The sequence below is a fragment of the Streptomyces sp. NPDC087901 genome (assembly GCF_044742205.1).
Taxonomy (GTDB): Bacteria; Actinomycetota; Actinomycetes; order Streptomycetales; family Streptomycetaceae; genus Streptomyces.
In genome coordinates this window covers 459,498-479,686 of sequence record NZ_JBIUUC010000004.1, presented here as the reverse complement: position 1 = coordinate 479,686, position 20,189 = coordinate 459,498, and the positions used below count along the sequence as shown (strand labels likewise).

17 protein-coding genes and 1 riboswitch are annotated in these 20,189 nt (G+C 72.0%); of the genes, 9 read left to right on the top strand and 8 right to left on the bottom strand.

The genetic code is table 11. The annotated features are described in order from the left end of the window. Window positions 1-216: 216 nt before the first annotated feature. Window positions 217-948, bottom strand: a complete 732-nt coding sequence (locus ACIOEW_RS15875) for an alpha/beta fold hydrolase (RefSeq protein WP_401964308.1) — start codon at window positions 946-948, stop codon at window positions 217-219. A gap of 152 nt (window positions 949-1,100) precedes the next feature. Between ACIOEW_RS15875 and ACIOEW_RS15870 the strand changes: the two genes are divergently transcribed. Continuing rightward, window positions 1,101-1,496 carry a winged helix-turn-helix transcriptional regulator gene (locus tag ACIOEW_RS15870; RefSeq protein WP_401964307.1) on the top strand — a complete coding sequence of 132 codons (396 nt, stop codon included), beginning with the start codon at window positions 1,101-1,103 and terminating at the stop codon, window positions 1,494-1,496. Window positions 1,497-1,907: 411 nt separating this feature from the next. Beyond that, complete coding sequence (gene dacB, locus ACIOEW_RS15865; RefSeq protein ID WP_401964306.1) at window positions 1,908-3,533, top strand: D-alanyl-D-alanine carboxypeptidase/D-alanyl-D-alanine-endopeptidase; 1,626 nt, start codon at window positions 1,908-1,910, stop codon at window positions 3,531-3,533. 308 nt (window positions 3,534-3,841) lie between these two features. Here the strand turns inward: dacB and cobN are convergent, their stop codons facing one another. Next, complete coding sequence (gene cobN, locus ACIOEW_RS15860; RefSeq protein WP_362539484.1) at window positions 3,842-7,441, bottom strand: cobaltochelatase subunit CobN; 3,600 nt, start codon at window positions 7,439-7,441, stop codon at window positions 3,842-3,844. 90 nt (window positions 7,442-7,531) lie between these two features. Beyond that, window positions 7,532-7,607: riboswitch (cobalamin riboswitch) on the bottom strand. Between the two features lie 104 nt (window positions 7,608-7,711). Here cobN and cobG point away from each other — a divergent pair. The 3 genes from cobG to ACIOEW_RS15845 all read left to right on the top strand — a co-directional run bounded on the left by cobG (window position 7,712) and on the right by ACIOEW_RS15845 (window position 11,242). Beyond that, the gene (cobG, locus tag ACIOEW_RS15855; protein ID WP_362540543.1) at window positions 7,712-9,043 is read left to right on the top strand and encodes a precorrin-3B synthase; all 1,332 of its coding nucleotides are present in this window, start codon (window positions 7,712-7,714) and stop codon (window positions 9,041-9,043) included. Between the two features lie 64 nt (window positions 9,044-9,107). After that, a complete protein-coding gene (locus ACIOEW_RS15850; RefSeq protein ID WP_362540546.1) occupies window positions 9,108-9,734 on the top strand; it encodes a precorrin-8X methylmutase in 627 nt (208 codons plus the stop codon). Between the two features lie 2 nt (window positions 9,735-9,736). Then, entirely contained in the window at window positions 9,737-11,242 is a 1,506-nt protein-coding gene (locus ACIOEW_RS15845; RefSeq protein ID WP_401964305.1) for a precorrin-2 C(20)-methyltransferase, read from the top strand. 114 nt (window positions 11,243-11,356) lie between these two features. Here ACIOEW_RS15845 and ACIOEW_RS15840 read toward each other — a convergent pair whose 3' ends face one another. Then, window positions 11,357-12,112, bottom strand: a complete 756-nt coding sequence (locus ACIOEW_RS15840; RefSeq protein ID WP_401964304.1) for a cobalt-precorrin-6A reductase — start codon at window positions 12,110-12,112, stop codon at window positions 11,357-11,359. An 11-nt stretch (window positions 12,113-12,123) separates the two neighbouring features. Here ACIOEW_RS15840 and ACIOEW_RS15835 point away from each other — a divergent pair, with 11 nt between their 5' ends. After that, window positions 12,124-13,239 carry a cobalt-precorrin-5B (C(1))-methyltransferase gene (locus tag ACIOEW_RS15835; protein ID WP_401964303.1) on the top strand — a complete coding sequence of 372 codons (1,116 nt, stop codon included), beginning with the start codon at window positions 12,124-12,126 and terminating at the stop codon, window positions 13,237-13,239. A gap of 60 nt (window positions 13,240-13,299) precedes the next feature. Here the strand turns inward: ACIOEW_RS15835 and cobM are convergent, their stop codons facing one another. Both cobM and cbiE read right to left on the bottom strand, forming a co-directional pair. Beyond that, the gene (cobM, locus tag ACIOEW_RS15830) at window positions 13,300-14,049 is read right to left on the bottom strand and encodes a precorrin-4 C(11)-methyltransferase (protein ID WP_362539496.1); all 750 of its coding nucleotides are present in this window, start codon (window positions 14,047-14,049) and stop codon (window positions 13,300-13,302) included. After that, window positions 14,046-15,443 (bottom strand): precorrin-6y C5,15-methyltransferase (decarboxylating) subunit CbiE, encoded by a 1,398-nt coding sequence (cbiE, locus tag ACIOEW_RS15825; protein ID WP_401964460.1) that lies wholly within the window; start codon window positions 15,441-15,443, stop codon window positions 14,046-14,048. The genes cobM and cbiE overlap by 4 nt, the downstream gene beginning before the upstream one ends. A gap of 132 nt (window positions 15,444-15,575) precedes the next feature. Between cbiE and tsaD the strand changes: the two genes are divergently transcribed. Together tsaD and ACIOEW_RS15815 are read left to right on the top strand one after the other, a co-directional pair. Then, window positions 15,576-16,643 carry a tRNA (adenosine(37)-N6)-threonylcarbamoyltransferase complex transferase subunit TsaD gene (gene tsaD, locus ACIOEW_RS15820; RefSeq protein ID WP_401964302.1) on the top strand — a complete coding sequence of 356 codons (1,068 nt, stop codon included), beginning with the start codon at window positions 15,576-15,578 and terminating at the stop codon, window positions 16,641-16,643. Window positions 16,644-16,672: 29 nt separating this feature from the next. Then, window positions 16,673-17,215: a GNAT family N-acetyltransferase gene (locus ACIOEW_RS15815; RefSeq protein WP_401964301.1), complete on the top strand. Its 543-nt coding sequence runs from the start codon at window positions 16,673-16,675 to the stop codon at window positions 17,213-17,215. 124 nt (window positions 17,216-17,339) lie between these two features. Here ACIOEW_RS15815 and ACIOEW_RS15810 read toward each other — a convergent pair whose 3' ends face one another. Both ACIOEW_RS15810 and ACIOEW_RS15805 read right to left on the bottom strand, forming a co-directional pair. After that, complete coding sequence (locus tag ACIOEW_RS15810) at window positions 17,340-17,768, bottom strand: SRPBCC family protein (protein WP_401964300.1); 429 nt, start codon at window positions 17,766-17,768, stop codon at window positions 17,340-17,342. 26 nt (window positions 17,769-17,794) lie between these two features. Then, window positions 17,795-18,157 (bottom strand): VOC family protein, encoded by a 363-nt coding sequence (locus ACIOEW_RS15805; RefSeq protein WP_401964299.1) that lies wholly within the window; start codon window positions 18,155-18,157, stop codon window positions 17,795-17,797. A 126-nt stretch (window positions 18,158-18,283) separates the two neighbouring features. Here ACIOEW_RS15805 and ACIOEW_RS15800 point away from each other — a divergent pair, with 126 nt between their 5' ends. Next, complete coding sequence (locus ACIOEW_RS15800; RefSeq protein ID WP_401964298.1) at window positions 18,284-19,105, top strand: helix-turn-helix domain-containing protein; 822 nt, start codon at window positions 18,284-18,286, stop codon at window positions 19,103-19,105. A 163-nt stretch (window positions 19,106-19,268) separates the two neighbouring features. Here the strand turns inward: ACIOEW_RS15800 and ACIOEW_RS15795 are convergent, their stop codons facing one another. Continuing rightward, on the bottom strand, window positions 19,269-20,045 hold the full coding sequence (locus ACIOEW_RS15795) for a polysaccharide deacetylase family protein (protein WP_401964297.1): 777 nt from the start codon (window positions 20,043-20,045) through the stop codon (window positions 19,269-19,271). Between the last annotated feature and the right edge of the window lie 144 nt (window positions 20,046-20,189).

Here is a 20,189-nt window from a genome sequence, read left to right as displayed (position 1 = left end):
GCCTGAAAGACGACCGAACCGGCTCCGGGCCGTCTGGCTTCCCCCAGCGCAGCAATCACGAGACCCGTCACGCATACTCCGGCATGCTTGCCGCAAGCTCTGCGGTAGCCAGGTCCGCATCATTCCTCTCTGACCCACCAACCCACCGATTATGCGGTTCGCTGTCCGTCGGTGGCGGGCCCTCTCCGGCTCACCGCCGCCGTCACGGTCCGGGCGCTAGCTAAGGGTGGATTCAAGCAGCAGTTCACTCAGGCCCGACGGCATGGTGATCATGCAGTCGTGTCCGGTCGGCAGTTCCCGTATCCGTGCCGGGGAGCCGTTGGGCTGTACCGCGGGGACGGGCCGCCGCACGATGCCTTCCGGCTCTGCGCCGACACAGTGAATGTGCGTGCGCGGAACCGAGTCCAGGGCGGGGTTGTCCAGCCGGACCGGTTGCTGCAGGCAGCGCACCGGCTGATCGGAGAGCGTCGCACGCAGCCATGCGATGTCCGCCGGGTCGGTGACCCCGAAAAGACCGAGGGGCGGAGGCATCTCGGGCAGTGGCGGGATGCGCCAGCCGTGGTCGGACCTGGCGGCCAGGTCGATCAGGTTCTGGGTCATGGGCTGCACGTCGACGGCGGTCTCGCCGTGCTCCGGGACCATCGCGTCCAGGTACACCAGATGCGCGATCCGTTCCGGCACCTCGTTGGCCACGGACGAGACGACCAGCCCCGCGTAGCTGTGACCCACGAGCACCACCTCGGTCAGGTCCTCCTCGTGAATCAGCTTCACGAGGTCCTCGACGTGCGTGTCGAGCCCCACCTCGGGGCCGAGCAGGTGCGCCTTGTCGCCGTAGCCGGTCAGCGAGGGCGCGAACACGCGGTGTCCGGCCGACTCCAGCAGCGGGACCACCCGCTCCCAGCACCGGCCGTTGTGCCAGGCACCGTGTACCAGCAGAAAAGTAGACATGAGGGCAATCCCCTTCGGGGCATGGAGGCACGGCGGTATTACGGTTCCTGTTGGTGCCTCAGTACTCTTCAGGAACCGAAATCATCGTGCTGCACCTGCCGCACTTCGATCAATAAGGCACATTTGGGTGCCTCGGTTCTCTGGAGGTAACCATGAGCGGCACAGTGGGCGGCGAGTCGCGGCCGGCACTGCCGGAGGACCCGTGCCAGGTCCGTGAAGTGCTCGGCATCGTCGGAGACAAGTGGTCGCTGCTGATCGTGCGCAACCTCAGCCAGGGGCCCCGCCGCTTCACCGAACTCAAGCGGGCCGTCGACGGAATCAGCCAGCGCATGCTCACCGTCACCCTGCGCGGCCTGGAACGCGATGGGATCCTCACACGGACCGTGCGCAATGTCATGCCGCCGCACGTCAGTTATGAACTCACTCCGATGGGCCGGGCCCTCCGCGGGGCCACCGCACCCCTGTTGGAGTGGAGCATCACGCACCTGACGGACATCGGCGCCGCCCGTGCCGTGTACGACGCTCGCCCCGACACCCCGCCCGCCTGAACACGCCCCGGCTGCACTCACCGGTCGGCAGGTACGGCTCGACGGGCTTCTCCTCTCGGCCTTCTCCGACGACTGGCCGGCCCGGACCGTCGTGTCCTCCGGGGTCGGCCCGGATCGGCACGCATCGCGCCACGTACCACCTCTGGTTCACGGACCCCCTGCCTGTGGCACCGGTGCGATCGCCCGCCTTGCGGCACGCGGTCCGAGCCCGCCGAGTGCAGGCGGCTGAAGGCCGAACTCGGCCGAGATCGCTGACCGGCTCTCTCCCGACCGGGCGTTCTCTGCGCATTTCGACGAATACGCCGCGCCGTTCAGGTGACAACCGTTCGCGCCGCCCCCGTCCGGCGCCCACCGGGGTCCATACCTGACCCCATGGACAGGAAACCGCCGAGACGAACGGTGCGTATTGCAATGCGAGGAAAAGATTTCGGATCCCTTCGGCATCGCGTTGTCGCCGGATGCGGTGCCCTGCTGCTCCTGGCCCTGACTTCGGGTGCGGCAGCCCAGGCGGCCTCGTCGCCCGACGGCCACGGTTCCGACCGGCTCGACCGGCTCGACCCGCGGATCACGGAGATCATGCGGAAGCCGGACTACCCCAACGCCCAGTGGGGTCTGCTCCAGCAGGACCCGGACAGCGGGCGGGTCGTCCACAGCCGGTTCGCCGAGCAGTTCTTCATCCCGGGGTCGGTGGCCAAACTGTTCGGCACCTCCGGGGCGTGGAACACCCTCGGCGGCGACCACCGCTTCAGGACGCCGGTCTACGCGGTCGGCGAGCGCCGCGGAAGCACGCTGGACGGCGATCTCGGCCTTGTCGCCCAAGGCGACCTCACCATGGGCGGCAGGACCCGTCCCGACGGCACGGTCGACTACACGGACCTCGACCACACGTACGCCAATGACTTCCCCGGCGCCACGCTCACTCCGGAGAACCCGCTCGCCGGGATCAACCAGATCGCGCAGCAGGTGCGGCGTTCCGGTATCACCCGCGTCGACGGGAACGTGATCGTCGACAACCGGCTCTTCCAGCCCGAGCCGGTCTTCGTCCCCGTTCCGACGCCGCTGATCATCAACGACAATCTCATCGACCTGCTGACCACCCCCGGCGCCCGCCCCGGCGCGCCCGCACAACTGGACTGGCGGCCGAAGGTCGCCCCGTACCGCGTCACGTCGACGGTGAAGACCGTGGCGGCGGGGAAGCCGACGAACATCGAGGTGACGACCTCCGACAACGGCACGCGGATCCGGCTTTCCGGCACCATCGCGGCCGGCTCCGAACCGGCTCTGAAGGTGTCGCCCATCGCCGATCCGGCGGCCTTCGGACGCACCGCGCTGATCGAGGCGCTGGGGCGGGCCGGCGTGAAGGTGACGGCGAAGCCGACCGGCGCCAACCCGGTCGGGCAGCTCCCCGGCTCGTACGAGGGCCGGCCGCGTGTGGCCCTGTACACCTCGCCGCCGTTCGCCCAGTACGCCAAGCTCATCTTCAAGGTCAGCCACAACCTGGGCGGCAACCTCGCCATCTGTCTGATGGCGGTCGCGGCCGGCAGCAAGGACTGCATGGACGGTTTCCCGGTGCTGGCCGGCTTCCTGGACCGCGCGGGCGTCGACCGCAAGCAGGTCCAGCTCCTGGACGGCCGCGGCGGCAACCCCGTCGACCGCACCACTCCCAAGGCCGTCGTGCAGTTGCTGACGTACTGGCAGCACACACCCGAGGCGAAGCGCTTCCGGAACTCACTGCCCATCCTCGGCGTCGACGGCCTGCTGGCCGACAACTGCACCGACTGCCCCGCCCGCGGGAAGGTGTTCGCCAAGACCGGTGCCGCCGTGGGACTGGACGCGCTCAACAACCGGCTGGCCGTCGGCGCCATCACGATCGCCGGGTACCTGGACAAGGGCAACGGCCGATTCGACGTCTTCTTCGCCGGCGTGAACGGCGCCTCCACCCCGACAACCGACGTCAACGGTGTGCTGGACATCGCCGATGACCTCGCCATGATCTCCGCGTACTTGCAGGAGGCGGCGGCGCGGCGAGAGAGCTGAGAACCGAGAGCCGCATGGTCAACAGTGGTGAACAAGTGCGCCGCGAGACCGGACCCGTCACGAGTTGAGGTGACGTAACACCAGGTCAGGGCAGAACAGCAGTGATTCCCGTGCCCGGAGCGCGAGTTCGACCCTCGCCACCCGCTCCGCCAGAAAGCCCCCGGCCGGTGGCCGTGTGGTGAGCTGTGCTGTCGGGCTGATCGTCGTGCTGATCGCGGTCCTGTTCTTCTTCGTGTGACGCGACGCGACGGAGCGGCAGAGGCCCACCGCCCGGTGGGCCTCTGTCCTGAGCCGGAGGCGCTCCGGGCTCAGTCCTCCCCCTCCAGATCGCCTTCCGTCTCCAGGTACGCCTGGCGCAGGGCGTCGAGCACGGCGGGGTCGGGCTTGGCCCACATGCCGCGGGACTCGGCCTCCAGGAGGCGTTCAGCGATGCCGTGGAGGGCCCAGGGGTTGGCCTGTTGGAGGAATGCGCGGTTGACCGGGTCCAGGACGTACGTTTCGGTGAGCTTGTCGTACATCCAGTCGGCGACCACGCCCGTCGTGGCGTCGTAGCCGAAGAGGTAGTCGACGGTGGCGGCGAGTTCGAAGGCGCCCTTGTACCCGTGGCGGCGCATCGCCTCGATCCACTTGGGGTTGACGACACGGGCGCGGAAGACGCGGGACGTCTCCTCGACCAGGGTGCGGGTGCGGACGGTCTCGGGGCGGGTGGAGTCACCGATGTACGCCTCGGGGGCACTGCCCTTGAGAGCGCGGACCGTCGCCACCATGCCGCCGTGGTACTGGAAGTAGTCGTCCGAGTCGGCGATGTCGTGCTCGCGGGTGTCCGTGTTCTTCGCCGCGACCGCGATGCGCTTGTACGCGGTCTCCATCTCCTCGCGGGCCGGCCGGCCGTCGAGTTCGCGGCCGTAGGCGTAGCCGCCCCAGACCGTGTAGACCTCGGCGAGATCGGCATCGGTGCGCCAGTCGCGGGAGTCGATGAGCTGGAGGAGTCCCGCTCCGTACGTTCCGGGGCGGGAGCCGAAGATGCGGGTGGTGGCCCGGCGTTCGTCGCCGTGGGCCGCCAGGTCGGCCTGGGTGTGGGCGCGTACGTGGTTCTGCTCGGCGGGCTCGTCCAGCGAGGCCGCCAGGCGGACCGCGTCGTCGAGGAGGCCGATGGTGTGCGGGAAGGCGTCGCGGAAGAAGCCGCTGATGCGGAGGGTGACGTCGATGCGCGGGCGGCCGAGTTCGGCTGCGGGGATCGCCTCCAGGCCGGTGACGCGGCGCGAGGCGTCGTCCCAGACCGGGCGGACTCCGAGGAGTGCGAAGGCTTCGGCGACGTCGTCACCGGCGGTGCGCATCGCGCTCGTGCCCCACAGGGACAGGCCGACCGAGGTGGGCCAGTCGCCGTTGTCGGTGCGGTAGCGCTCCAGGAGCGAGTCGGCCAGGGCCTGGCCGGTTTCCCAGGCAAGCCGGGAGGGGACTGCCTTGGGGTCGACGGAGTAGAAGTTCCGGCCGGTCGGCAGGACGTTGACCAGGCCGCGCAGCGGGGAGCCGGAGGGGCCGGCGGGGACGAAGCCGCCGTTCAGCGCGTGGACGCAGTGGTCGAGTTCGTCCGTGGTGCCGGCCAGACGCGGTACGACCTCGCGGGCGGCGAAGCCGAGGATGTCGGCGACGGACTTCGGGTGTCCGGCGGCGACCCCGGCGACGGCGTCCGCCGCCCAGCCGGCGTCCTCCATCGCCTGGACCAGGACGCGGGCCTGCTCCTCGATGTCGTCGGCCGCGGTGCGGGTGGCCGCCGACTCGTCCAGGCCCAGCGCCTCGCGCAGGCCGGGCAGGGAGGTGGTACCGCCCCAGATCTGGCGGGCCCGGAGGATCGCGAGGACGAGGTTGACCCGGGCGGCACCGGTGGGTGCGCCGCCCAGGACGTGCAGGCCGTCGCGGATCTGGACGTCCTTGATCTCACAGAGCCAGCCGTCGAGATGCATGATGAACTCGTCGAAGCCCTCGTCCTCGGGGCGGTCTTCGAGCCCGAGGTCGTGGTCGAGCCTGGCCGCCTGGATCAGGGTCCAGATCTGGGCGCGGACCGCCGGAAGCTTCGCGGGGTCCATCGCGGCGATCTGGGCGTGCTCGTCCAGGAGTTGTTCCAGCCGGGCGATGTCGCCGTAGCTGTCGGCTCGGGCCATCGGCGGTACGAGATGGTCCACGAGCGTGGCGTGCACGCGGCGCTTGGCCTGGGTCCCCTCCCCCGGGTCGTTGACCAGGAACGGGTAGACGAGGGGGAGATCGCCGAGCGCGGCGTCGGGGCCGCAGGCGGCGGACAGGCCGGCGTTCTTGCCGGGCAGCCACTCCAGGTTGCCGTGCTTGCCGAGGTGGATCATCGCGTCGGCGCCGAAGCCGCCGTCCTCGGCACCGGCGGCGATCCAGCGGTAGGCGGCCAGGTAGTGGTGCGACGGCGGCAGATCGGGGTCGTGGTAGATCGCGATCGGGTTCTCGCCGAAGCCGCGCGGCGGCTGGATGAGGATGAGCAGATTGCCGCGGCGCAGGGCGGCGAGGACGATGTCGCCCTCCGGGTTGCGCGAGCGGTCCAGGAACATCTCGCCGGGGGCCGGGCCCCAGTGCTGCTCGACGGCTTCGCGGAGTTCGGCCGGCAGTGTCGCGTACCAGCGCCGGTAGTCGGCCGCCGGGATGCGGACCGGGTTGCGGGCCAGCTGCTCCTCGGTGAGCCACTCCTGGTCGTGGCCGCCCGCCTCGATCAGCGCGTAGATCAGCTCGTCGCCGTCGCCGGAGGCCAGGCCGGGCACTTCCTCCGTACCGAAGTCGTATCCCTCTGAGCGGAGCCGGCGCAGCAGGGCGACCGCGCTCGCGGGGGTGTCGAGGCCCACCGCGTTGCCGATCCGGGAGTGCTTGGTCGGGTAGGCGGACAGGACGAGCGCGAGGCGCTTCGCGTCGTTCGGGATGTGACGGAGCCGGGCGTGCCGTACGGCGATTCCGGCGACCCTGGCCGCCCTCTCGGTGTCGGCGACGTACGCCGGGAGGCCGTCCTCGTCGATCTCCTTGAAGGAGAACGGGACGGTGATGAGCCGGCCGTCGAACTCGGGGACGGCGATCTGGCTCGCGGCGTCCAGCGGCGAGACGCCCTCGTCGTTGCTCTCCCAGTCGGTGTGGGAGCTGGTGAGGCAGAGCGCCTGGAGGATCGGTACGTCGAGGCCGCTGAGAGCGCCGGCGTCCCAGGACTCGTCGTCACCGCCGGCCGATGCCTCGGCGGGCCGGGTACCGCCCGCCGCGAGGACGGTGGTCACGATCGCGTCGGCGGCGCGCAGGGCGTCGATGAGCTCGGGCTCGGGGGTGCGCAGCGACGCGACGTACAGCGGCAGGACGCGGGCGCCCTTGTCCTCCACGGCCCGGCACAGGGTCTCGATGAACGCGGTGTTGCCGCTCATGTGGTGGGCGCGGTAGTAGAGCACCGCGACGGTGGGGCCGTCCTCCGCCTCACGGGGCGTGCGCTCCAGCGGCCCCCAGGAGGGTGCGGGCGCGGGCGGTTCGAAGCCGTGGCCGGTGAGCAGCGCGGTGTCGGACAGGAAGCGGGCGAGCTGCTCCAGGTTGGCGGGTCCGCCGTGGGCCAGGTAGGCGTGTGCCTCGGCCGCGATCCCGATCGGGACGGTGGAGGCGGCCATCAGCTGGGCGTCGGGGGCCTGTTCTCCCGTGAGGACCACGACGGGGCGCCCGGTGGCGAGGACTTGGTCGAGGCCGTCCTGCCAGGCACGGACACCGCCGAGAAGACGTACGACGACCAGGTCGGCGCCGTCCAGTAGCTGCGGAAGGTCCTGGAGCGGGAGCCGGGAGGGGTTCGCGTAGCGGTAGGCGACCGGGCCGCTGGAGGCGCGGGCGCTGAGCAGGTCGGTGTCGGACGTCGACAGGAGCAGAATCATGCGGCGTCTGGCCTTCCTCGGGGTGTCCACGCCCCGGGCGGTGTCGAAAGGGTCTCCCCTGCTCGACCTGCGCCGAGAGTGCGGGGAAGGGAGTTCCTGACTCGCCCGGCCGGTGGGACCAAGCTCACAGTGGCGGGACCGCGCCGGAATCGCACCGGGCTTCCTCCCCTGTCGCCGTGTGTGGCGACGACGTGCCGGATGGCGCGTCACTAGGCATAGTAAGGGTCCCTTGCCAACTGTGGGTCATACGGATCTGATGAGATGGTCGGTATGCTCGCCGCCATGCCCCCGCCAGCCACCACACCTGCACCGCCCGGAGACGCTTCCGTGCGGGCGCGTGGTGATGCCTGCCCCGGGACGCTGCGGCTGCACCGGGCGGACGACGGTGCGCTCGCGCGCATCCGCGTTCCCGGCGGCGTACTGACCGCGGACCAGGCGGACGTGCTGCGGGAGTTGGCCGGCCGCCTGGGCGACGGTGAGCTGCATCTCACTTCGCGCGGCAATGTGCAGCTGCGCGGTCTGGGTCAGGAATGCGGCGGTGAACTGGTCTCCGGGATGCGCGAGTCGGGGCTGCTGCCCTCCGAACGGCACGAGCGGATCCGTAACGTCGTCGCCTCCCCGCTGTCCGGGCTCGACGGCCGCGGGGAGCGGGACATCCGCCCGTGGCTGTCCGCGCTGGACGCGCTGTTGTGCGCGAGTGACGCGGCGGCGGGTCTGTCCGGGCGGTTCCTGTTCGCGCTCGACGACGGACGCGGTGATGTGGACGCGCTCGGCGGCGATGTGACCCTGCGGGCACGGAGTGACGGGGATGCGATTCTGCGGCTCGGCGCGGAGGAGTCCGTGGTGCGGATACCGGGCGCCGGGGCGCCGCAGGCCGCACTCGTCGCCGCCGAGGCCTTCCTGGACGCCTCGCCCGCTTCCGGCGCCTGGCGTGTGACGGATCTGCCGGCGGGTGCCGGGTCCCTCTTCGACGAGGTCGTACGGCGGTTGCGGCTGGCCGGAATGCGCACCACGCGCACCGTCGCCCCGGTGGGGCCGCGGGGTTCCACGGCTCCGGCCACGGCTCCGGCCCTCGGCGTGGTGACCGGCCCCCGCGACATGGTCGCGCTGTCGGTCGGCCTGCCTCTGGGGCGCATCGGCGCAGGGCAGTGGCGGACGCTGACGGACATCGCCAGGCACCGGGGTGACGGCGAACTGCGGCTGACCCCGTGGCGGGGCGTCGTCGTTCCCGGGATCGGGCGGGAGCCGGCCGCGGAGCTGCTGGACTCCCTGGACGCCGCCGGCCTGATCGTCGGGCCCCGCTCCCCCTGGACCGGCGTGGGGGCATGTATCGGTCGGCCGGGCTGCGCGAAGTCCCTGGCCGATGTGCGGGCCGAGGCGGCGGCCGCCCTGGGGCCCGTGGGCGCGCTGCCGGTGTACTGGTCGGGGTGCGAACGCCGGTGCGGTCATCCGCAGGGCGAGTGGATCGACGTCGTCGCCACCCCGGACGGCCATCAGGTCACCCTCGTACGGGCCGGCCGGCGGGACGCCCCGGTGAGCGTCGGCGACAGCCCCACCGCTCTCGCCGCCGCGGTGTCGGCGGCCCGCGGCACCCTCGGCTGACACCCTCGGCCCCACCCCGCGACACCCCAACCGTTCCATGCCCGATGAAGAGAGCGAAAGCACTGTGCACCAGTACGAGAAGGACGGACCGGCCATCTATCGCCAGTCCTTCGCCACCATCCGCGCAGAGGCGGATCTGACCGGCCTGCCCGCGGACGTGAGCCAGGTCGCGGTCCGGATGATCCACGCCTGCGGCATGGTCGACCTGGTACGCGATCTCGCCTTCACCCCGGACGTGGTGGCCCGCGCCCGCGAGGCACTCCGGGCGGGCGCCCCCATCCTGTGCGACGTGGCCATGGTCGCCAGCGGTGTCACCCGCAAGCGGCTGCCCGCGGACAACGAGGTCGTGTGCACCCTGTCCGACCCGGCGGTGCCCGGACTCGCGGCCGAACTCGGCACCACCCGCAGCGCGGCCGCCCTGGAACTGTGGCGCGACCGGCTCGACGGTGCGGTCGTCGCCGTCGGCAACGCGCCCACCGCCCTGTTCCGGCTGCTCGAAATGATCGAGGAGGGCGCACCGCGCCCCGCTGCTGTCATCGGGGTCCCGGTCGGATTCGTCGGCGCCGCCGAGTCCAAGGACGCCCTGGCCGTACACCCGTCGGGACTTGAGCACCTGATCGTGCGCGGCCGTCGCGGCGGCAGCGCCATCGCGGCCGCCGCCGTCAACGCGATCGCCAGCGAGGAAGAGTAACCGTGAGCGAGCAGAAGACGGGCCGGCTGTACGGAGTAGGGCTCGGACCCGGCGACCCGGCCCTGATGACCCTGCGCGCGGTGGAGATCATCGCCGAGGCCGATGTCGTCGCCTATCACAGCGCCCGGCACGGACGGTCCATCGCGCGGTCCATCGCGGCGAAGCACATCCGCGCCGACCACATCGAGGAGGCGCTCGTCTACCCCGTCACGACGGAGACGACGGACCACCCGGGCGGCTACCGGGGCGCGATGGAGGACTTCTACACCGAGGCGGCCGCCCGGCTGGCGGTGCACCTCGACGCCGGCCTCACGGTCGCCGTACTCGCCGAGGGAGACCCGCTCTTCTACGGCTCGTACATGCACATGCACAAGCGGCTCGCCGACCGGTACCCCACCGAGGTGATCCCCGGTGTCACCTCCGTCAGTGCTGCGGCCGCCCGGCTCGGTACCCCGCTCGCCGAGGGCGAGGAGGTGCTGACCATCCTGCCCGGCACCCTTCCGGAGGAGGAGCTGACCGCGCGTCTGGCCTCCACCGACGCCGCCGTGGTCATGAAGCTGGGCCGTACCTTCCCTGCTGTGCGCCGGGCGTTCGAGGCGTCCGGGCGGCTGCCCGAGGCCCGCTACGTGGAGCGCGCCACGATGGCCGGGGAGCGCCTGGGCGACCTGGCCGACACCGATGCCGCATCCGTTCCGTACTTCGCGGTCGCCGTCCTGCCCAGCAGGATCGACGCGCCCCGTCCCGGACGCACCCCGGGCGACGGCGAGGTCGTCGTGGTCGGCACGGGCCCGGCAGGCCCGCTGTGGCTCACGCCCGAGACCCGCGGCGCACTGGCCGCGGCCGACGACCTGGTCGGCTACACCACCTACCTGGAGCGGGTGCCCGTCCGTCCGGGGCAGGTGCGGCACGGCTCCGACAACAAGGTCGAGTCGGAGCGGGCCGAGTTCGCCCTGGACCTGGCGCGGCGCGGGCGGCGGGTGGCCGTGGTGTCCGGCGGCGACCCGGGGGTGTTCGCCATGGCGACGGCCGTCCTGGAAGCGGCCTCCCAGGAGGAGTACGCGGACGTGCCGGTACGGGTGCTGCCGGGCGTGACAGCCGCCAACGCGGCAGCCGCCCGTGCGGGCGCACCGCTGGGCCACGACTACGCCACGATCTCGCTCTCCGACCGGCTCAAGCCGTGGGAGGTCATCGCGGAACGGCTGCGGGCCGCCGCCTCGGCGGACCTGGTGCTCGCGCTGTACAACCCCGGTTCCCGCAGCCGGACCTGGCAGGTCGGCAAGGCCCGCGATCTGCTTCTGGAGCACCGTTCGCCGGACACCCCCGTGGTCCTCGGCCGGGACGTCGGCGGCCCCGCCGAAAGCGTACGCACCGTACGTCTGGCCGATCTCGACCCGGCCGAGGTCGACATGCGCACGATCCTGATCGTGGGGTCCTCGCAGACCCGCTGGGTGCGGCGGGGCGACGGACGGCAGATCGTGTGGACGCCGCGCCGCTATCCGGAGGGCTGAGCCCGGCACTGTCCGGAGGGCTGAGCCACCGGCACTGTCCGGAGGCTGAGCACCGAGGGCGGCCCCCAGGGTCTTTCGCCTCCGCGGCGCCGCCCTCCATGCACGGGACAGCCCTCAGGCCGGGTGGCAGCCGAGTGCCCGCAACCAGGCGACGGCCCCCTCCGGGGCGTCGGCCACCGCGACCCCTCCGGGGACCGGTGGCCGGCGCACCACGACGACCGGGATCCGTGCCTCGCGGGCGGCCGTGAGTTTGGGGGCGGTGGCGGCGCCTCCGCTGTCCTTGGTGACGAGGACGTCGATGCGGTGGCGGCGGATCAGCTCCCGCTCCCCGTCGAGTGTGAACGGCCCCCGGTCGAGGAGGGTCTCCATCCGCGCCGGGTGCGGAGGTTCGGGGGCGTCCACCGACCGCATCAGGAACCACAGGTCGTCCAGTCCGGCGAAGGCGGCGAGCCCCATGCGTCCCGTCGTGAGGAACACGCGCCGCCCCAGTGCGGGCAGCGCCCCGGCCGCCTCGGCCAGGGAACCGACCGGGTGCCAGTCGTCACCGTCGCCCGGCACCCATCCGGGCCGCCGCAGCGTGAGCAGGGGAACATGGGTGGCAGCGGCTGCGGTGGCCGCGTGGAAACTGATCGTCCCGGCGAAAGGATGGGTGGCGTCGATGAGCACATCCACCCGGTGCGTACGCAGCCATGCCGCAAGGCCGTCGGCTCCGCCGAAACCTCCGACACGGACCTCTCCCGGGGGAAGCCTCGGGCTGGCCACCCGGCCGGCGAGGGAGCTGGTCACCCTGGTTCCGGCGGGAAGCTCCGCAGTCAGCAGCTCGGCGAGACGGCGGGCCTCCGTCGTCCCGCCCAGTATCAGAACGTGCATCGGATCCATCCATGAGTGAAGCGAAAGGCGGGCGCAGCGCCCAACTCAAACACACCGGTCTGCGCCCCGGCTGGACGACCGGTGCCTGCGCCACCGCGGCCACCACGGCCGCGTACACGGCGCTGCTGAGCGGCGGCTTCCCCGACCCGGTCACCATCACCCTTCCCCGGGGCCAGACCCCGGCCTTCGCCCTGGCGGTGGAGGAACTGGCCGAGGGGCTGGCGATGGCCGGGGTGGTGAAGGACGCGGGCGACGATCCCGACGTCACGCACGGCGCTCTGGTACGGGCCACCGTACGGGCGCTGCCGCCGGGCTCGGGTGTGGTGTTCCGGGCCGGACCGGGGGTGGGTACGGTCACGCTGCCCGGCCTGCCGCTCGACGTCGGCGAGCCCGCGATCAACCCGGTGCCGCGGCAGATGATCCGCGAGCACATCGCTCGGGTCGCGGCGGCACACCGCGGTTCCGGGGACGTCGAAGTGACCGTCTCCGTGGACCACGGCGAGGAGATCGCCCGCTCCACGTGGAATCCTCGGCTCGGCATCCTGGGCGGGCTCTCGATCCTCGGCACGACCGGCATCGTGGTGCCCTACTCCTGCTCGGCGTGGATCGACTCGATCCGCCGCGGTGTGGACGTGGCCCGCGCGGCCGGACACACCCATGTGGCGGGCTGCACCGGCTCCACCTCCGAGAAGACCGTGGTGGCCGAGTACGGGCTGCCGGAGATCGCCTTGCTCGACATGGGGGACTTCGCGGGCGCGGTGCTCAAGTACGTCCGCCGCCACCCGGTGGAACGGCTCACCGTCTGCGGGGGTTTCGCCAAACTGTCGAAGCTCGCCGCCGGCCATCTCGACCTGCACTCCGGACGCTCCCAGGTCGACAAGACCTTCCTCGCCGGACTGGCCCGGCGAGGCGGCGCGGACGAAGCCCTCGCCGCCGAGGTGGCGGCCGCCAACACCGGCCTGGCGGCACTCCAGTCGTGCCAGGCGCGCGGTGTTCCGCTCGGTGACCTGGTGGCCGTCACGGCACGGGACGAGGCACTGTCGGTCCTGCGGGGCGCGCCGGTCGCCGTCGACGTCATCTGCATCGACCGGGCCGGCACGGTCGTCGGGCGCAGCAGCGTGCGCTGAGGACCAAGGACTGTCACGGCCGATGTGACGTCGCGGTCAGCAGCCGGTGCGACGTCGCTGTCAGCAGACGTGCCGCTCGCGTCCGGGCGAGTAGAGGTGGCTGTCACGGAACTGCTCGGCGCCCAGCGTTCGGCCCACCATGATGACGGCGGTACGGATCACACCCGCCGCCTTCACCTGCTCCGCGATGCCGTCGAGAGGGCCGCGCAGGATGACCTCGTCAGGACGGGAGGCCAGCGCCACGACGGCGGCCGGGCAGTCGGCCCCGTAGTGGGGCAGCAGTTCCTCGACGACGCGGTCCACGTACTTGGCGGCGAGATGCAGGACGATCAGGGCCCCGCTGCGCCCCAGCGTCGCCAGGTCCTCGCCCTCGGGCATCGCGGTGGCCCGGTTGGCCACGCGGGTGAGGATGACGGTCTGGCCGACCGTGGGCACGGTCAGCTCCCGCTTGAGTGCCGCCGCGGCGGCCGCGAACGCGGGCACTCCCGGCACCACTTCATAGGGCACGTCCGCCTCGTCGAGGCGCCGCATCTGCTCGTTGACCGCGCTGAACACCGACGGGTCGCCCGAGTGCAGCCGCGCCACGTCGTGACCCGCCCGGTGCGCGCCGACCAGCTCGGCGGTGATCTGGTCGATGTCGAGCTGCGCGGTGTCCACCAGACGCGCATCCGCGGGGCACTCGGCGAGCAGCTCGCGGGGCACCAGGCTGCCCGCGTACAGGCACACTCCGCAGGCGGCGAGCGTACGCGCACCACGCACCGTGATCAGGTCGGCCGCGCCCGGACCTGCGCCGATGAAGTACACGGTCATCTGTTGTCTCCTGAAGGTTCCGCGGGGGCTACGGCTGAGGGTTCGACGAGGGCTTCGGCCGAGCTTGCCGCGAGGGCTTCGGCCGGGCTTTCCCCGGTGGGGCCGGTGGGGCTTTCCCCGGTGGGGCTGGTAGGGCCGGTGGCGCTGGTCGAGGGTTTGCGTACGGACCACTGAGTGACCGGCATCGCCTGGCGCCAGCCGGTGAAACCACCGACCGGGACGGCGTGCGCGACTGCGAGGCGGACCAGGTCACCGCCGTGCCGGCGGTATCGCTCGGCGAGCAGCGCCTCGGACTCCAGGGTGACCGTGTTGGCGACCAGCCGCCCGCCGGCCGGCAGCGCGTCCCAGCAGGCGTCCAGCAGCCCGGACACCGTGAGCCCGCCGCCGATGAACACGGCGTCGGGCGTGGGCAGTCCGGTCAGACAGCCGGGTGCCCGGCCGGTGACCACGCGCAGGCCGGGCACACCGAGGCGTTCGGCGTTGTCCGTGATCCGCTGCGCCCGTACGGGGTCGCGCTCCACGGTGACCGCCCGGCAGGAGGGATGGGTCCGCATCCACTCGATCGCCACGGACCCCGAACCGCCGCCGATGTCCCACAGGAGCTCGCCGGGGGCGGGCGCGAGCACGCCGAGGGTGGCGGCCCGGACGTGGCGCTTGGTGAGCTGGCCGTCGTGCGCGTACGCCTGGTCGGGCAGGCCGGGGACGGCGCCGAGGCGCAGGACGCCGGGAGCGCTCAGGCATTCGATCGCGATGACGTTCAGAGGGTCGCCCGGGGGGCGCGTCCAGGCGTCCGCCGTACCCTCGGCGCACGCTTCGTTCTCACCGCCGAGCTGTTCCAGCACCCGCAACCGGCTCGGCCCGAAGCCGTGTTCCCGCAGAAGAGCCGCGACCACGCCGGGAGTGGTGGCGTCCGCGCTGAGGACCAACAGCCGACGGCCGTCGTGCAGGGCAGCGGCCAGCCGGGCCGCAGGGCGGCCGACCAGGGTGACGACCTCGGTGTCCTCCAGAGGCCAGCCGACGCGGGCGCAGGCGTAGGAGACGGACGACGGGTGCGGCAGAATCCGCAGCCCCGCGGACCCCAGCACTTCGGTGAGGGCACGCCCGATGCCGTAGAACATCGGGTCGCCGCTGGCCAGAACGGCGATGCTGCTTCCCGCGTGTGCGGCCAACAGGCCGGGAACCGCGGGCCGGAGCGGCGAGGGCCACGGCACGCGGCGCCCTGCGCACTCCGGTGGGAGCAGACCCAGTTGGCGCTCGCCGCCGATCAGGACCTGCGCACCGACGAGCTCCGAGCGTGCCGCTTCGGGGAGTCCCGCCCATCCGTCGGCTCCGATCCCCACCACGCTCACTGCAGGTGGAGCGGGGTGCACGGCGGGTTCGGGGCTCACGGACAGTACCTCGGGTCTTGGGGGGGCTGACGCACCCGAACTCTACTGTCCGGGCTGCGCCGGACAGCGGTCAGGTGGTCTCCGCCGTACCCTAGTTGCACATCACTTGCAATTAATCATGTAGTGCAGGAGGGCGATATGGAGTCTCCAGTGGTGCTCGGCATCGAGTCCTCGTGCGACGAGACCGGCGCGGGTCTCGTGCGCGAGGGGCGTCTGCTCGGGCATGCGGTGGCGTCGAGCATGGACGAGCACGCGCGGTTCGGCGGAGTGGTCCCCGAGATCGCGGCGCGGGCGCACCTGCACTCCTTCACGCCTGTCGTGCGGGAGGCCCTCGACCGGGCGGGGCTGCGGATGGCGGACATCGGTGCCGTGGCGGTCACCACCGGCCCCGGGCTGTCGGGGGCGCTCCAGGTGGGTCTGGCCGGGGCGAAGACCCTGGCGTTCTCGCTGGGGGTGCCGCTGTACGGCGTGCACCACCTGGCCGGGCACGTCGCCGCCGACACCCTGGAGCACGGGCCGCTGCCCGATCCCTGCATGGTGCTGATCGTCTCGGGCGGACACACCTCGCTGCTGCTCGTACGGGATCTGGCGAGGGACCCGATCGTGCACCTGGGCGACACCGTCGACGACGCGGCCGGCGAGTGCTTCGACAAGGTGGCCCGGGTGTTCGGGCTGCCGTATCCGGGCGGGCCGGCCATCGACCGCGCTGCCCAGGAGGGCGATCCGCGCGCCGTGGCGTTCCCGCGGCCGCTGTCCGGGCCGCGGGACTCTCGCTACGACTTCTCCTTCTCCGGGCTGAAGACCTCCGCCGCACGCTGGGCCGAGCGACACCGGCTGGAGGGCAGGGCACTGCCGCTCGCGGACGGCGCCGCCTCGCTCCAGGAGGCCGTGGCCGACGTGCTGACGCGCAAGGCGGTGGCCGCCTGCCGTGAGCACGCTGTCGGCACACTGGTCGTGGTGGGCGGAGTGGCCGCCAACTCCCGCGTGCGGGCCCTCGCCGGGGAACGCTGCCGGGCCGCCGGGATCACCCTGCGGGTCCCGCCGCTGAAGCTGTGCACCGACAACGGGGCGATGATCGCGGCCGTCGGTGACCTGCTGGTCCGGGCGGGAGCCGAGCCCGCCCCGCTGAATCTGTCCATCGATCCGTCCGCGCCACTGGAGTACGCCTCTCTGCACCCCGTCGCCGAAGCGACCAGGGCCGCGTGATAACCCGGCTCGTCCGCCCGGCTCCCGGCATGCTCGTTCAGGAGTTCGCCGACGGAGTACGCCGGGTCTACGCCGAGGCGTTCTCCATGCCGCCCTGGAACGAGGGCGAGGCGCAGGCCGCCCAGTACGTGGAGCGCCTCGCCCACGATGTCGCCCGGCCGGGGTTCACCGCGGCCCTCGCCGTCGAGGGTGACCATGTGCTGGGGTTCGCCACGGGGTGGACAACGGGCGCGGCGTTCCCGTCCGTACGCTGCTACCCGCAGGTCTCGGCCGCCCTCGGCGCCGACCTCACGGCCGCGTGGCTGTGCGGTGGCCGTGAGGTCGACGAACTCGCTGTCGCCGGCGCGGCGCAGGGCCGGGGGATCGGTGCCGCCCTCCTGGATGCCGTGACCGCGGACGCACCGGACGGCAGGTGCTGGCTGCTGACCTCCGTACGCGCGGAACCGACTCTGTCCTTCTACCGGCGCCTCGGCTGGACACAGGCCACCCACCCCGCTCCCGGCGGCGCCGGCCACGCGGCGTTCCTCGGCCCCCGGCACCCGGCCCGCACGACCGCATCCCTCGCCCTCTGAATCTCCCGGAACACCGAAACCTTCGCCGAGCCGGGCACGGGTGGGCCGTGCGGCCGGGGACACCGGCTCGTAGCGGGCCCGAAGGGGTGCCCCGGCCGGCAACCTGCGCGAGAGGCCCTGGGCCCTACCTGTCCGTCGGGGCCGGGGTAACCGAGGGGGCCTTCAGCGTGTCCTGCATGACGTGCGCGCCCTGCTCGACCATCTCGCTGATGGAGCCCGCGAGTTCGTCCGGCGTCACGTCGGTCGTCCAGACGAAGCGGCTGCGCCCTTCGGTGGCGTCGAAGACCTGCATCGAGGCGTGATGGCGCTTCGGCGCCAGGGAGCCGCCCACCACCGCGTAGGCCACCCGGCGGGCGTCCTCGTCGATGTCCACGATCAGCTCGTGCACGACGACTCCGTTCGCGAAGGTCACGATCCTGGTGTCCGCCTCCATGCGGGTGTCCGTGACGAAGCCAGGCACCAGGCGCCGGTGCACGGCCCCGACCTCGCGCAGGGCGTCCCAGACGTTCTCCGGGGAGTTGTCGATCAGGAATTCCTTGTGGATGTGAGCCATCCGGTCTTCTCCTGTCGGGTGATCGGTCAGGCGCCGGCGGCGAGGCAGAACGGGTGTCCCTCGGGATCGGTGAGGACGATCCACTCGTCCTTGCCCGGCTGGAACTCGGGCCTCGACGCTCCGAGGGCGACGATCCGGCCGGCCGCCTCCTCCAGGTCGGTGACCGTGAAATCGAGGTGGGCGTGGTTGTTCTCGTCGGGCCAGCCGGGGGCCCGGTGGCCCTCGACGCGTACGAAGGCCAGGCCGGGGTGGTCCCCGCCGACGAGGGACGCGTAGTCCTCGCCGCTTTCGGCGATCTCTTGGCCCGTGACCTTGCTGTAGAACTCGGCGAGCCGGGCCGGGTCGCCGCAGTCGATGACGACGGTGCTGATCCTGGCGGGAGCGGGCATGACGGGACTCCTTGATGGCAGTACGGGGTGAGGTGCGACGCCGCTCAGCCTGCTCGCCACACCCCTGCCCGGTCTTGAAGATCCTTGCGCGGGGCGGCTGTCAGACCTCCGGCGTAGCGTTCAGGAGTGCTCACCTCCACCGTCGTCGCCAGCCGGCCGGGCTTCTGCATCACCGCGGTCGACTGCCGGGACGACCACACCCGCTGGTCACCGGCGGAGGTTCGTGAGGACTACCGCTTGGTGCTCGTGCGCCGCGGCCGGTTCCGCAGGCAGACAGCCGGCACCCCCGCCGAGGTCGACCTGACGATGGCCTATCTCGGCGTCCCGGGCGAGGAGGAGCGTTTCGCGCACCCGGCCGGCGGGGGCGACGAGTGCACGTCGATCAGCCTGACGCCCGCGCTGTGGAGAGTCGTTGCGGGTGAGGACGCCCGCCCGGTTCGGCAGAGCGTGTACGTGGGCACCCGCCTCGACCTGGCCCACCGCCGCGTCCTCGCGTCCGCCCGCACCGGAGACGTGGACCACGCGGTGACCGAGGAGCTCCTCGGCCTGCTCTCCGCCACCGTCGGCCAGGCCGTCGACGGAACCGTTCCGGCCGGCGTCCGTCACGGCCGGGACGAGGCGGCGCTCGTCGCCGCGGCCCGGCACGCGATCGGCGAGTCCCACCCCGCCTCCGAGGGGCTGCTGCCGCTCGCGGAGCTCCTCGGCGTCTCGCCCTACCGCCTGAGCCGCTCCTTCACCCGTGAGCTGGGAGTCTCACTGACCCGCTACCGCAACCGGGTCCGTATCGGCCGTGCCCTCGACCGGCTGGACGCGGGCGAGGAAAGCCTCGCCGCCCTCGCCGCCGACCTGGGCTTCTCCGACCAGGCCCATCTCTGCCGGACCATGCGCGAGTACCTCGGCCACACACCGACGGCACTGCGCCGGCTTCTCACCCCACGGCAGTCTTGAGGAGACATCGCCCGGGCAGCTGGCCTGCCGAGGGCCTCCGCGCCCGGGCGAACAGTCAACCTCCCGGCCGAACGGTCAACATCCCGGCCGTACAAGCCAACATCCCTGCCGAACGGTCAGCAGAGGGAGAACCGGGGCACCGAGAGAGCGCCCCGAGCCTCATTCACCGCACGGGGAAGCCGAAGGAGTACCCCTGCTGCCTCAGCCAGGGCAGTACCTCGCGCAGAGCGGCCAGGGTCTGGGAGCGGTCTCCTCCCGCGTCGTGGAAGAGGACGGTCGGCCCGTTGGAGATCTCGCTCTTGACCGTGGCGACCATGGTGTCCACGCCGGGATGCTCGAAGTCCTTGGTGTCGACGTTCCAGCCCAGCGGCCGCATTCCCCGGGACGCGGCGAGGTGGCGGCTGTACGGGGTGAAAGCGCCGCCCGGGGCCCGGTAGTACTGCGGCCGGACGCCTCCGGACGCCTTGGTGATCATGCGTTCGGCGTCGAGGATCTGCTGGGACTGGTAGGCCTCGGACTTGGTGTCCATGGCGGTGTCGTGCGAGACGGTGTGGTTGCACAGCCGGTGCCCGTCCGCCACGACCGCCTTGACCAGGTTCGGGTACGCCTCGGCCTGAGTGCCCACCATGCAGAACGTGGCCTTCACGCCACTGTCCTTCAGGAGTTGCAGCACCTGCGGCGTCCAGACCGGGTCCGGTCCGTCGTCGATGGTGATGTTGACGCCCTTGGCGCCCCGGTCCGAGGCGTGCGCGATGTCCGCCGCCACCTTGGCCACCCGGTCCTTGGACTTGGCGTCCGGCGCAGAGATGGACGTCTGGGGCCCTCCTGCGACGGTGCCGGCCTGCGCGGTCCACAACGAGGTGGCAGCGGCCATCGCCGTCACCCCGAGCGCCGCCGCGAGAAGCTTGGTGTGCCATCCCCTTCCCTTGTGCTTCGCCATGTCCGCCCGCCCCTTTGTCGTTTCCGCCGATGCCCTGCTCTGCCCTGCCCTCATCAAGACATACGAACGCTCCTACGGGATCCCTCTGTTACCGATCGCAGACAGATCCGCAGGCGACCGGCGACATTCGCGGGAGCCCTGCTA